The 14,085-nt window shown below is 42.4% G+C and carries 10 protein-coding genes; 6 read left to right on the plus strand and 4 right to left on the minus strand.

Going from position 1 to position 14,085, the window contains the following annotated elements; all coding sequences use genetic code 11:
* Window positions 1-95 precede the first annotated feature (95 nt).
* The 6 genes from ACTJKG_RS16165 (at window position 96) to ACTJKG_RS16190 (ending at window position 8,827) form a co-directional block, all read left to right on the plus strand.
* A complete protein-coding gene (locus ACTJKG_RS16165; protein WP_172337903.1) occupies window positions 96-680 on the plus strand; it encodes an HDIG domain-containing metalloprotein in 585 nt (194 codons plus the stop codon).
* 180 nt (window positions 681-860) lie between these two features.
* On the plus strand, window positions 861-4,157 hold the full coding sequence (locus ACTJKG_RS16170; protein WP_440739829.1) for a SusC/RagA family TonB-linked outer membrane protein: 3,297 nt from the start codon (window positions 861-863) through the stop codon (window positions 4,155-4,157).
* Between the two features lie 15 nt (window positions 4,158-4,172).
* Entirely contained in the window at window positions 4,173-5,783 is a 1,611-nt protein-coding gene (locus ACTJKG_RS16175; protein ID WP_440739830.1) for a SusD/RagB family nutrient-binding outer membrane lipoprotein, read from the plus strand.
* Window positions 5,784-5,858: 75 nt separating this feature from the next.
* A complete protein-coding gene (locus ACTJKG_RS16180; protein WP_440739831.1) occupies window positions 5,859-6,953 on the plus strand; it encodes an alkaline phosphatase family protein in 1,095 nt (364 codons plus the stop codon).
* A 25-nt stretch (window positions 6,954-6,978) separates the two neighbouring features.
* Window positions 6,979-7,797 carry a glycerophosphodiester phosphodiesterase family protein gene (locus ACTJKG_RS16185; protein ID WP_440739832.1) on the plus strand — a complete coding sequence of 273 codons (819 nt, stop codon included), beginning with the start codon at window positions 6,979-6,981 and terminating at the stop codon, window positions 7,795-7,797.
* A 181-nt stretch (window positions 7,798-7,978) separates the two neighbouring features.
* Window positions 7,979-8,827: a metallophosphoesterase family protein gene (locus tag ACTJKG_RS16190; RefSeq protein ID WP_172337907.1), complete on the plus strand. Its 849-nt coding sequence runs from the start codon at window positions 7,979-7,981 to the stop codon at window positions 8,825-8,827.
* 51 nt (window positions 8,828-8,878) lie between these two features.
* Here ACTJKG_RS16190 and ACTJKG_RS16195 read toward each other — a convergent pair whose 3' ends face one another.
* The 4 genes from ACTJKG_RS16195 to ACTJKG_RS16210 all read right to left on the minus strand — a co-directional run bounded on the left by ACTJKG_RS16195 (window position 8,879) and on the right by ACTJKG_RS16210 (window position 13,564).
* Window positions 8,879-9,844, minus strand: a complete 966-nt coding sequence (locus ACTJKG_RS16195) for a Gfo/Idh/MocA family protein (RefSeq protein WP_440739833.1) — start codon at window positions 9,842-9,844, stop codon at window positions 8,879-8,881.
* A gap of 110 nt (window positions 9,845-9,954) precedes the next feature.
* Entirely contained in the window at window positions 9,955-11,016 is a 1,062-nt protein-coding gene (locus ACTJKG_RS16200; RefSeq protein WP_172337909.1) for a hypothetical protein, read from the minus strand.
* Between the two features lie 71 nt (window positions 11,017-11,087).
* The gene (locus tag ACTJKG_RS16205) at window positions 11,088-12,671 is read right to left on the minus strand and encodes an N-acyl-D-amino-acid deacylase family protein (protein WP_440739834.1); all 1,584 of its coding nucleotides are present in this window, start codon (window positions 12,669-12,671) and stop codon (window positions 11,088-11,090) included.
* Window positions 12,672-12,676: 5 nt separating this feature from the next.
* Window positions 12,677-13,564, minus strand: coding sequence for a class I SAM-dependent methyltransferase (locus ACTJKG_RS16210; protein WP_440739835.1), 888 nt, complete (start codon window positions 13,562-13,564; stop codon window positions 12,677-12,679).
* Window positions 13,565-14,085: the final 521 nt, after the last annotated feature.

The following is a 14,085-nucleotide window of genomic DNA, read 5'->3' on the forward strand; positions in this document are numbered from 1 at the left end:
TAACCCAGGGTTAATATTAAGCGAAAACGATATTTTACAAACATTTAATATTTTCATAATGTGGATACCCTTTATTTGCAAAAAATAAACTAACCATGGCTTTTTCTCAATATGATCCCCAGGCTGTTGTAAATGAAGTGTTTTCACTTTATGAAAAATTTGGCGACGAAGATTATATAGGCGAACCTGTTTCACAACTGGAGCACATGTCGCAGGCTGCTGCTTTGGCACAGGCCGAAGGTTTTGACGATGAAGTAATACTGGCCGCTTTTTTTCATGATATTGGTCATCTGTGTGCGGATGCCGAGGAGGCGGGAAGCATGGATGGTATGGGTAATGTTGATCATGAAAAATTAGGTGCCGATTACTTGCTGGAGCGTGGTTTTTCTGAAAGAGTGGCCAACCTGGTGCAGGGCCACGTAATAGCGAAGCGTTATCTTACTTATAAATACCCAGAATACTATAACCGGCTGTCTGATGCCAGCAAAGGAACGCTGGAGTTTCAGGGTGGTGTAATGACCGAAGAAGAGGCCACTGATTTTGAATTAAACCCTGATGCCGAGCTAATTATACGTTTGCGGTATTGGGATGATATGGCCAAAGAAATGCACCAGCCTGTAAATAATATCGATTATTTAAAATCTATCGCACTAACCCACCTGCAACTGGTAAATAGTTGATATTTCTATATTAAGTTTTTGTAAGCGATATGTAATTCCGTTGTTACAAAAACCGCCTGCTTAACACAGGGTGAACATAAGATTAAGTATAGCTTAATACTAAATTGGTTTACTAATAATAAACAAAGTTTAGTATTGCTGTATGAAAAAATCAATCCTTTCACCATTAAATTTTAGCAGATGAACAAGTTTTACCAGAGACTAAAAAACCTTATCACGGTTTTATTATTTTGTATTACGCCATCTATTTTATTTGGACAAACCAAAATAAGCGGTACAGTTACCGACGAAAACCATTTGCCGCTTCCGGGAGTAAGTGTGAAAATTAAAGATCAAAACAAGGGTACTGTTACCGATGTGGATGGTCATTACTTTATTACAGCTTCTAACGGTCAAACGCTCGTTTTTACATTTATTGGCTACACCCCGCAATCAGTAGTAGTGGGCGATAAAGCCATTGTTAATGTAAGCATGAATGGTAACAGCAAAACGCTTAACGAGGTTGTTGTAACCGCTCTTGGTGTTAAAAAGGAAACCCGCCGTATTGGCTACGCCCTGCAGGCGGTTAACGGTGCCGATGTTACCACCGCGCGTGACCCTAATCCTATTACCGGTTTAACAGGTAAGGTTGCAGGTTTATCAGTAGGTCCCTCAGCGGAGCTATTAGGTAACCCATCGGTATTAATAAGGGGTAACTCAGTAACTTTATATGTTGTTGACGGTTTCCCGATCAATACGGATACTTATAATATCAGCCCTGATGATATTGAAACCTACACTGTACTGAAAGGCCCGGCCGCGGCCGCCTTATATGGTAGTCGTGCACAAAACGGTGCTATCCTGATCACTACCAAAAAAGGTGAAAAGAACAAAAAAGGCCTTACTGTTGATATCAACAGCAGTACAGTAATGAACACCGGCTTCCTGGCATTTCCGCGTACGCAAAACTCATATGGCCCGGGTGAAAACACCTTTTATACCTTCGTTGACGGTAAAGGCGGTGCACCAGGTGGTGTGGATAGCGATTATGACGTTTGGGGGCCGTATTTTGCCGGTCAGTTAATACCTCAGTATGACAGCCCTGTTGTTAATGGTGTACGCCAGGGAACCCCATGGGTGGCCCGTGGTAAAGATAACCTGAAAAACTTTTTGAAAACAGGTTACCAAACCAACAATAACATTTCATTAGGTTCTGTGGGTGATACTTACGTAACCCGTTTCTCGGTTTCACAACAGCACCAAACCAGCTACATCCCGGCACAATACCTGGATATAGCCAATGCTAACTTCTACGCTTCATTTACCCCTACCAGCCGTTGGAAATTTGAAGCCAACGTTGATTTCAACAGACAATCAACTGATAACTTCCCAGACGTTCAATACGGCCCGAACAGTATCATTTATAACATTGCCGTTTGGACTGGCGCCGACTGGAATGTGAATGCACCTGATATCAAAGCTATCTGGCAGCCAGGTAAAGAAGGTGTTCAATCGGTATTTGCCGAATACACCCGTTACCACAACCCCTGGTTGTTAACCGAAAAATGGACAAGAGGTCACTATAAAAATGACATCTACGGATATTTGTCTGGGAATTTTAAGGTTAATGATAATTTGAATGTTACTTTACGTTCACAGATCGATACCTATAACATCTTACGCACAGAGGATCTGCCATTCTCGGCCCACCCTTACGGTCGCGAAGGTAACCAGGGCGATTATCGCGAGGACCGCCGCAACCTGTTTGACAACAATACAGAGTTGATGTTGAACTATAACTACACCGTTAAAAAATTCCTGAACTTATCGGGTGTGGTAGGTTCAAACTTACGCAGCTTCAACTATAATTCCAGCTGGACATCAACCGATTATTTGAACGTGCCAGAGGTTTATACCTTCGCCAACTCCAGAAACGCCGTACAATCAACCGCCTTTAGTTCAGAAGAACGTGTATTAAGTGGTTATTACTCTTTGGATGCTACATTTGGTAAATATGCTACCTTATCAAGCACCGGTCGTGTTGATAAATCGTCGGCATTTCAAAATGTAACTACCTATTATTATCCAAGTATATCGGCAGCTACGGTAATCTCTGATTATATTAAACTGCCAGAGGTTATTTCTTTCTTAAAAGCAAGGGCATCATACTCAACAGTTAAATCCGATGCTTCGAGCCCAACTATTGGTCCTGCTCCTTTCAATGCAATTTCGGTATATGGTGGCCAAACAACAACCAGTAACCCAAATTCAAACCCGTTATTCTTAAATCCGCTGGGCTATGGCAGTACTTACAACTCACCATACAACGGCCCAAGCTACCAGCTTAATCCGTTTTACTTAACCGGTAAGCCATACAACAGCCAGCCTGCTGCTTCGGCTTCAGATTTCCTTTATCAGCCAGGCATCAAAACATCAACCCGTGTTAATTACGAGGAAGGTTTCGATATTAAATTCTTGCAAAATCGTTTAGGCCTTTCTGCTACCGCGTTCCAATACATTGATGGTCCGCAGATATTAGCTAACAGCATCTCAACGGCTACGGGTTATACCACTTTATATCTGAACGCTTTAAAAACTAAAAAAACAGGGTATGAAGCTTCGATAGAAGGTACACCTATTAAAAATTGGGGTGGCTTTACCTGGAATGTTTTAGTTAACGTATCAACGTTTAAAGATGTTTATGAAGAGTTGCCTCCGGGACAAAACACCTATCAACAGTTCTTTAAACAAGGCGATCGTACCGATAAATTATATGGTACGGCTTTCGCCAGGACCCCTCAAGGTCAAATCATCAATGATGCTGCCGGTAAACCATTGGCATTACCGGTTCCTCAATACTTGGGTAATGAAAATGCCAAATACCAGTGGAGTATTGCCAATAAAGTCCGCTACAAAAACTTTAACCTGGGTTTCCAGTTTGACGGCTCTGTTGGTGGTGTAATTATTGATTACATGCACAATAAAACCATGCGTGGTGGTTCAAACATTGAAACGGCTACAGGCGCATTGGGTGATGCTCGTTATAAAGACTGGCAAAACTTTGGTAAAAAAGACTATAATGGCAGTTATGTAGGTGAAGGTGTAACTGTATCAAACGGAGCTTCCATCAATTATGATCCAACAACCGGCAAAATAACAAATTACGGCGCGCTGCAATACTCGCCAAACAAACAAACCGCGTTGGTGCAGGATTACGTGAGTAAATACTACAATGTTGATGAGTCAAACCTCATGAGCAAAACATTCTCCAAACTGCGCGAAGTAACCCTGGGTTATGATTTCCCGAAAGCATGGCTGGATAAATCATTCATCAAAAAAGCATCTGTATCGGTTTATGGCCGTAACTTATTGTATTTCTATGGTGACAAACGCTTTAAGGATGTGGATTTAGATCAATATAACTACGCTACTTCAAGCACTGTTTTACAGTCGCCGACGGTACGTAGCTATGGTGTTAACTTAAATGTATCATTCTAATTTAAAAATTAAATAATGATGAAAAAGATATTTATCAATTACTTACTGCCTGTATTTATGGTATTGGCGGTAACGGGCTGTAAAAAGAGCTTTGAGGATTTGACCAAAAATAACAACGTTCCGAGTACGGTACCTGCCTCGCTGTTGTTTAATGGTATATTAAACAGAATGGCCGATCTGCCGCAAACCAGTAATGAGATCTATTGCCAGTATTACATATACAACTATGATTATTACGGTAATAACCGTTATGATGGCTTTGCCAGCGGGGGCGACAATTATTACAGCACCATTAAAAACGTGCTGGATATGGAAAAACAGGCAACCGCTACAGGTGGTGGTGCAGTAAATCCATACGAGGCATTGGGCAAATTTTTCAGGGCTTATTTCTTTACTAAAATGAGTTTGGAAGAAGGCGATATCCCAATGACGGATGCTATAAAAGGCTTAAGTAATCTTACACCTGCTTATGATTCGCAGAAAACTGTAATGACACAAGCGTTAGCATGGCTGGAGAGCGCGAATGCCGATCTTACCCAATTAATTAATGATCCAACTATTGCTGGCTCTGGCGCTGGTTCAAGCTTAACCAACGACATATATTTTAATAATGATCTTTCCAAATGGCAAAAAACAGTTAATGCCTTCCATGTAAGATTATTATTGGCTTTAAGTAAAAAAACTGCCGATATTGATGTGAAATCGCAGTTTGCAGCTATCATTGGTAATGCCACCAAGTATCCGTTGATGGATAATGCATCAGATAACCTGCAGTACATATTTGTTTCACCAAGCAATTACTATCCACAAAATCCAAACAATTTTGGACAGAATGGTTCAAGACAAAATATGTCTGCAACTTACGTAAGCTTGCTTACTCAGTTTAAAGATCCACGTGTATTTGTTACTGCCGAGCCTTCACGCTACCTGGTTGATACATTGAAACAAAGCCCAACTGATTTTGCTTCATTTGTTGGTGCCGATGCTGGTCTTGACCTTGGCGTAATGTATAACAATGCTACCCTGCAACGTTACTCGTTTTTAAATCGTAAGCATTTTTATTCAACCTATACCGGCGAACCAAGCATCCAAATTGGTTATCCAGAACTGATGTTTAATATTGCCGAAGGTATTAACCTGGGCTGGGCATCAGGCGATGCCGAAGCTTATTACAAAAAAGGTATACAGGCTTCATTTGATTCTTATACCATACCTACAGGTACCGGCGCATTCACAGCCTATTTTTACCATCCTACAACTAACTCTAAAGGTGTAACGGACCCAACCAGTTATAACACTTATCAGGTTAGTGTAAACTGGGATACCTATTATGCACAACCATTAGTTAAATATGCGGGTGGAGCAACAGGTTACAAGCAAATATTACAGCAAAAATACCTGGCCTTGTTCCGTCATTCGGGCTTGGAATCATACTTTACTTATCGTCGTACAGGTGTGCCTACATTTACAGTAGGTCCAGGTACAGGTAATAGTACCCGTATACCGCTACGTTTTGAGTATCCAACATCAGAAAGAACAGTTAATGCAGCTAATTATAATAAAGCATTAAGCAGCCAATATGGTGGCAGCGATGATATCAACGGAACCATGTGGATATTGAAATAAACCATGAATATTAATAATTAATAACAAAGGCCCCCCGGTATACCAGGGGGCCTTTGTTGAATTAAATAAAAACCCATGAAAAGAATAATTTTAACAATATTACTTGCCGGCTCTATCTCGGCGCTATTTGCCCAGCAGCATAAAACAGAAAATGTGATCATTGTGACTATTGATGGTTTACGCTGGCAGGAGGTTTTTCGCGGTGCGGATTCGGCTTTGATCAATTCGAAGGAAACTAATGAGAAGGATGCAGTTCGTAAAAACTTCTGGACAGCAAACACCGATGACCGCCGTAAACTGTTGATGCCGTTTTTCTGGTCGGCCATTGTACAGCAGGGCCAGTTATATGGCAACCGCGATATAGGCAGTAAAGATGAGGTGGCCAACCCATACCATTTTTCGTACCCGGGCTATAACGAAATATTTACCGGTTTTCCCGATCCCCGGATGAATACCAACGAAGGTATCACCAATCCAAACATGAATGTGCTGGAGTTTTTAAATAAACAAAAGGGATTTCAAGGTAAGGTTGCCGCTTTTTCATCGTGGGAGCGGTTTACGCAAATACTGAACACTCAACGTTCAGGCATCCTGAACAATTCGGGCTATATGCCTGTAAATGTTCCGGGTATCAATGATCGTTTGAAACACCTTAACGAGATGCTGAATGAAGTACCGCATTTCCTTGGCGATTCCACCCGGATAGATTTTTTAACCTTCGAGTTTGCCAAAACCTATATGCAGCAGTTTAAACCACGTGCTTTATATGTGGCCTTTGACGAACCGGATGATATGGCCCATGCCGGTAACTATAAATATTACCTTGACCGCACCCACCAGGAAGATGAATATATCAGGCAGTTATGGGATTTTGTACAAACCGATCCGGCTTATAAAAATAAAACTACGCTCATTATTACCTGTGATCATGGCAGGGGAGATGTGCCATTAACCAAATGGCGCGATCATGGTAAAGAAACCCCGAATTCTGAACAAACCTGGTTTGCTGTTTTAGGGCCAGATACTCCGGCTGGTGGCGAAATGAAATTACCTACGACAACTTATCATAAACAACTGGCTCAAACCATTGCGAAACTGCTGGGCTTTGATTTTAAAGCTTCGGCAGGGCATGAGGTCGGTGATGCTGTAGATAGTGTTTTTGGTAAATAATTCTTCACTATTACTATCATAGAAAATGCGTTTACCCATATTAATAACAGTGTTGCTTTCAATAACTGCAAGTGACAACTGGCAACCTAATCCCGCACCGGTATCAAAACACAAATTCATAGTTGCCGCACACCGTGGCGATCATGTGATCTATCCGGAAAACACTCTGGAAGCCTACCGCGAAGCCATCAAAAACGAGGCGGATTATGTAGAGATAGATCTGCGGACAACCAAAGATGGCGAACTGGTAAGCATGCATGATGGTAGTGTAAACCGGATGACCAACGGACAAGGGCAAATTAAAGACCTGACACTGGCAGAGCTTGAACTGCTCCAGGTAAAAAGTAAAGACATCACATCAACAGAAATTTACCGCATCCCTACATTTAAACAGATATTGCAGGTCTGCAAAAACAAGATCAATATTTATCTTGATTTTAAAGCTGCTGATCCTGCTATTGCCTATCAGATGATCAGGCAGTACGGAATGGAGAAACAAGTACTGGTGTACATCAACAGCGCTCCCCAATTTACCGGCTGGCGCAAAGCTGCTCCAAAAATGCCTCTGATGCTGAGCTTGCCCGATAGTGTTAAAACGGTTACCGGGATGGCGGATTTTATCTCCAAATACCAGCCCGATATATTAGATGGTAGTTACAAACAGTACAACGCAGATATGGTAAAACTGGCCGAAAGTAAACATATACCCGTTTGGCCTGATATTCAAAGTGCTGGCGAAGGCCCCGCCGATTGGGACAAGGCCCTGGCGACGGGATTATCTGGTTTGCAAACCGATCACCCGGCGGCATTGGTGAAATATTTAAAAGGGAGGGGGTTGAGGTAAATAGTTAAAAAACAATTTGTCATGCTGAACGAAGTGAAGAATCCATTTTTAGTTATGCCTGTTGAACAATAGATCCTTCACTTCGTTCAGGATGACAATATTTTGTGAGGTTTTTTCTATTCACTCTCCATCCTTAATTCTAACTTAACACCTGTACCGTATTTTTACTAAAAAAACAACCATGAGTACCCGCAGAGATTTTATTGGTACCGGATTGGCCGGTATAGCAGCCTTAACATTACTGCCTGCTGTTAATACTTTTGCAAACGTTAATAATGAATATAACCGCCAAAATAAAGGCAGACTTAAACTACGTTTTGCCCTTGCATCTGATATCCATTACGGACAGCCGGATACCGATTACGCGCTGAATACCGGCAACATGGTTAAATGGATCAATGCCGATCATGCTAAAAATCATCTCGATATGGTAATTGTCAATGGCGACCTGGTGCATAACCGCCCAGATCTGTTGCCCGAGATAAAGACTCAATACCTGGATAAGTTCAATATGCCTTATCATACAATTCCCGGTAATCATGATTTTGCAGATGCGGCCCTGTGGCAAAAGAATTTTGGGTATGAGGATAAGTATACTGTAGAGTTTGGCGATATAGCTTTTGTACTGGCCAATACTGCGGATACAAAAGGAACCTATGTTTGCCCCGATAATACATTTATCAAGGCTTCACTGGAGAAATTCAAGGATAAGAAAATCGTGTTTGTGATATTGCACATCGCTCCGTTCAAATGGCAAAAAGATGATTTTTTTGTGGATTGCCCCGAAACTATGGAATTGCTGCATGGCTACCCTAATGTAAAGGCCACTTTTCACGGGCACGATCATTTGCTTGATGGCATTCGTTACACCGGCAATAAATTCCCGCACTTTTTTGATTCGCACATTGGGGGTAACTGGGGTACCGATTATAAAGGATACCGCATAGTGGAGGTTGATAATGACAACGTTATTTACACTTACCAGGTAAATGCCAGCCAAAATCCGGTTTTGAATTCTAATAAACTGTAACGGTTCAGGAGACACATGTAATGTGTTTCTACGAAAATGAAATGAATAAAATTATTGCTCAGATGGAAACTTTAAACCGATCTGCGCACGGGCCCTGTCAATCACGTCGATCATTTGTTTTGACATTTGGTGGCTGATGACAGGGCTTTCTGTTTTACCTGTTTTGATCAGGTCACAAAAATGGGCTATTTCATAATTAAGACCACCCGAGATAAACGGCTCATGCAGTTCAACAGCCCGGCCATCCAGGTAATCAATAGTGGCGCGGGTAGGGTTCCACCAGTTTTTGTGGATGGTGATATGGCCCAACGGTCCGGCAATCAGCGCGTCGCCTTTTCCATGCAGATCAAATCCGGCATATAGTTGCGAATACCCACCCGCGTGCTGCGTTTGAAATATGGTGAACATATCTACCCCGGTGCTGCCAAAGCGCCCCATGGCTTGTACATCCTGTAATTCGCCGAGCCAGTCTATCGCTAAAAAAGCTTCGTATACACCTATCTGCATCAGTCCACCACCAGCAAGCTCCAAACTAAAATTAGGATGGTCGGCAGAAAGATCAGCGACTGATGATCCCGCGCGTACATAACCCGCGGGGCCAATAGGATCGTGGGTAAGGTATTCTTTTAAACGCAGGTATAAAGGATAGAAGGCCGGTTTCATGCCTTCCATAAAAAGTAACTTACATTCATGGGCTACAGCAAGCAGTTGCTCCAATTCGGCCAGGTTAACGGTAACCGGTTTTTCACAAAGCACATGTTTTCCGGCTTTTAGTGCGGTAATGCTATAAGCAGCATGACTATCAGGTAGGGTGGCAATATATACCGCATCGATATCGCTGGCTAATAATTCATCAACATTGGCGCAGGCAATACCACCGTATTGTTCTGCAAAGGCATTAACAGTGGATGGTGTTCTTGACCAGGAAGCCACCAGCTGGGTATCCGCTACTTCCTGAAGGCCCTGCATAAACCGGTGGGCAATACGCCCGCAACCTATTATTCCCCATTTAATCATAGTCGTAAGTTCTGAGTCCCAAGCCAAAAGTCTAAAATAAAAAAGTCTTAAGTCAAAAAATATAAATATTAATTGACTTAAGACTTTTATCTAAAGACTTCCGACTTACACTATTGGTACTGGATGTAAATAGGATATGGTTTGTATCTTGATAAAACCTCCTCAGGCGTTAACATGTGGTGAGGTGCTTTTTTGATATCGTTTTTATAAAACAGTTTAAAGCCTGTAAACTGTACCGGTTCCTGGTTAATAAAGTAACGGTAAGTGCCTGTTTTAAGATCTGGCTCGCCCCAGCCGTCCATATCCATTACCACCTGAACTTCCTTGCGTAGTTTAATGTTTTTATAGTTGGTCAACATCTTTTTAGTAAAGCGGTGTACCACTAAAATTTTGGGAGGCAGGTTATACTTTTTAACCAGACCGGCTAAATAACCTGATACATAGTTCACGTCCTCTGCATCATAAGTGCCAATTTTTCTGCCAGGATGAGTGCCATCTTTCATGGAGAATTCAGGATCCATGCCGAAATGCACTTGTGGCATGGCTAAATATTTTTCGAGCAGGGGCAGTTCCGCATGTATATTGCTCAAAGCCACCTGCACATCTAAAAATACAATAGCATGTGCTTTTTTAGCCAATGATAAAACACTGTCAATTTGCTTAAATGGCATGCGGTAACGGAATTTACCGTCTTTACCGCCATCGCCCTGAGCCACTACGGCAATATAATGCAGTGCTGGCTGTACCGGTGTTTTTGGATCGGCTTTTTCCCAGTGTTTTACCTCGCCTTTTAATTTAGCCAGCATCTCATTTGGAGGTAATTCACCCAGGATGCCCATTTTTTTGGAGTACAGATTACCATAAAAAGCAACCACACGTTTAAATGGTAAAATAGCGCCGTTTAGTGGATACGGCGTGTTTTTAACCGGCCATCTGCCGGTGGTATCGCCATGGGCGTTAAATTTTAACAGCGAATCATAAAGCTTTTTATCCAAAGGAGGATAGCTTGACTTTAGCACACTCAGTGTGTCCGCTGTTTCGCCTTTGGCAGAGTCTGCCTTGGTTGCTGTTTGTTTAGCGCCCGGCTTGCTGGTGTTGCCGCTTTGTTTGCAATTGGTTAGCAGGGTAATTGTTAATAAAAGCGCCGAGGCGTAAAGGAAAAAATGTTTCATTATTATAAAGGTGAGATTTTTGCGTATTTGATGTGCCGGTTTTTAAACTCTTTTAACTGGTTAATTACTAATTATTTCTGCTGATATCCGGGGCCGTGCAAAATAACACCTTTTCTGGTGCCTGTATGCTTAAAATTATCAACAGTGATGTTTCCATTCACTAAAACATACTTAAAACCAGTTGAATAGGCGTGGGGATGTTCAAACGTTGATTGGTCTTTGACCGTACCGGCGTCAAAGATAACAATATCTGCAAACATACCGGGCTGCAACAAGCCACGATTGGTTAAATGGAATTTTTGTGCAGGTAAGGAGGTCATTTTTCGGATAGCATCCTCCAGCCTGATCACATTTTTTTCGCGTACATAATAAGCCAACACCCGGGCATTGCTGCCATAACCACGCGGATGCGGTACACCCGAACCAAATAAACGGATGCCCGAATCTGATGCCACCATGGTTAGGGGGTAGCGGAGTATATTCTCCACATCGGCCTCATTCAAACCATGAAAGACCATGGATGCACTGCCGATTTTGGTAATATCTAAAATAGTTTCAATTTCATCGGGTATGGTTGATGGGCGGCCTTTGGCGATATTGATCTGCATGATGTTTTTGCCGTTGATAGATGAATCTCCATCACAATGGGCAACCACGGCGTAATCAAAATGCTCGCGGGTGCGCCTTTTCATATCCGTTATCATTTCGGCAACTACCTTTTGGTGTATCAGTGGGTTATTCAGCCGTTTCAGCACCGAATCGTGCCCACCATCCTGCAGCCAATCGGGTAGTAATACGTTCAGTGTGGTGCTGCTGGCGGTGTAAGGATATTGATCAACCGTTACATCCAAGCCTTCTTTACGTGCTTCTTCGACCATGGCGATCATCTCTGTCGAACGGTTCCAGTTGGGCAGCCCCACTTTAAAATGGGAGATCTCTACCGACATATTAGCCTGTCGGCCAATATCAATGGCTTCGGCAATGGCATCAAATATCTTATCCGATTCATTGCGCATGTGCGAAGTGTAAACGCCATGATATTTGGCCGCTGCTTTTGCCAGGGCAACAACTTCGGGTGTTTTTGAATATAAGCCCGGTGTATAAATTAGTCCGGTAGAAAAGCCGACCGCGCCATCACGCATGGCCTGCTCCACAATGGCCTGCATTTTTTGCAGTTGCGCACCGTTGGGTGTGATGGCCGCTTTGCCTAAAACGGCTTCGCGTACATCATTGTGGCCTATCAGCGAGGCTACATTTACAGATAGCTTCAGGTTATCTAAAAACTGAAAATATTTTTTAATATCGATGTTGGAAGTGCCGCAATTCCCAGTGATCACAGTGGTTACACCATCGTAAATAAAATTATCGGCAGTCGGGGTTTTCTTTTCGTCGCCTTCAATATGGGTATGTACATCGATAAAGCCAGGAGCAATGATGAGGCCGGTGGCATCAATGGTTTTACCCGCATTGCTTTTGGACAGATCGCCAATGCTTACTATCTTATCCTTATTAATACCCACATCACCATAAAACCAGGGATTGCCGGCACCGTCAATGATCTTTCCGTTTTTAAGAATGATGTCAAAATGCTGCTGTGCAAAACAACCTGTGGATATTAAGATCAGGCATGCGGTATACAGCAGTTTTTTGATCATCGTAATTATGAACGTGTTTTAAAGAATTTTCCAAAAACACCAAGCGGCAGTTTTGATCCAGCGGTAGCCTGTAGATAAAGCTCGCCGATCTCCAGGTTTTGCACTTTCGGGAAGGCGCTTTTGATGAGGTTTTCGATAATGACAGATGAAAAACCGAGTGAGTAAGTATTCAGAATAAGAAAATGCTCTTCGGGATCAAGTAATTGGATCACATCGGCCATCATTTCGTTGATATTATCTTCCAGTTTCCATTTTTCGCCGTTGGGGCCATTGCCGTATGCCGGGGGATCCAGGATGATACCGTTATATTTTTTACCGCGTTTGAGCTCGCGCTTTACAAACTTCAGTGCATCCTCAACTACCCAACGAATATTGTTCAGACCCGAGATCTCCTGGTTTTCATTGGCCCAGGTTACCACTTGTTTTATCGAATCTACGTGCGTGGTATCGGCACCGGCTGCCTGCGCAATTAACGATGCGCCGCCGGTATAGGCAAACAGGTTAAGTACTTTAGGCTGTGATGTTTTAAATTTTTTAATGTTTTGGGTGATATAATCCCAGTTAACAGCCTGCTCCGGAAAAATACCCAGGTGTTTAAAGGAGGTTAAACCCAAACGGAATTTGATGGCCGCATCTTTGTTTTTGTATTCAATATGCCAGCGATCGGGCGTTTTCGGGTCTTTTTTGATCCAGTCGCCCGCGGTTGCTGAGCGTCCCTTGAATTTGATATGGTGCAGGCGCTGCCATTCAGAGGCCGGCAGTTGTTTGCTCCAAACTGCTTGTGGTTCGGGGCGTATCAGTACAATATTCCCAAAGCGCTCCAGCTTTTCAAAATCGCCGCAATCAATCAGTTCGTAATCTTTCCAGTGCGTGGGGGTTAATAGTTGGATCATCTATTTAGTATCAAGTAATGAGTATCAGGTATCAAGACTAACGGTGTCTTTAATACAAAGCGCAAATTTACTATTCTTTTTTGGTATTGAATAGCTGGTATCAAGGCCTAATAAGGCCGATCGATTGATATATAATAATTAGTAAATAATAATTATATTTAGAATCTAATCATATGAAGAGAACGATTAAAAACTATTAACGAAACCAAAAAAACATGAAAACAGAATTTGGAAAATCTCTTTCGAGAGCAGAAATGAAAAATGTAACGGGCGGTATTGGCCCTGATCAGGTATGGGTATTATGTAATGTAAATGGAGCAACGGTACGAGAAATATCAACCTGTACAGGTAATTGCGACGCTCATTGCACCACGGGTAGCTGGATTAGCTTTGCACCGGGATACACCTGTGCTTGTCCCTGATCTATAAACGCCTTACCTGGAAACAGGTTTATTGGTAATCAATTACAAAAACTAAAGCCTGATCAAATATTTGATCAGGCTTTAGTTTTTGTATATCAC

It is taken from the genome of Mucilaginibacter sp. 22184 (genome assembly GCF_052045695.1).
Lineage (GTDB): Bacteria > Bacteroidota > Bacteroidia > Sphingobacteriales > Sphingobacteriaceae > Mucilaginibacter.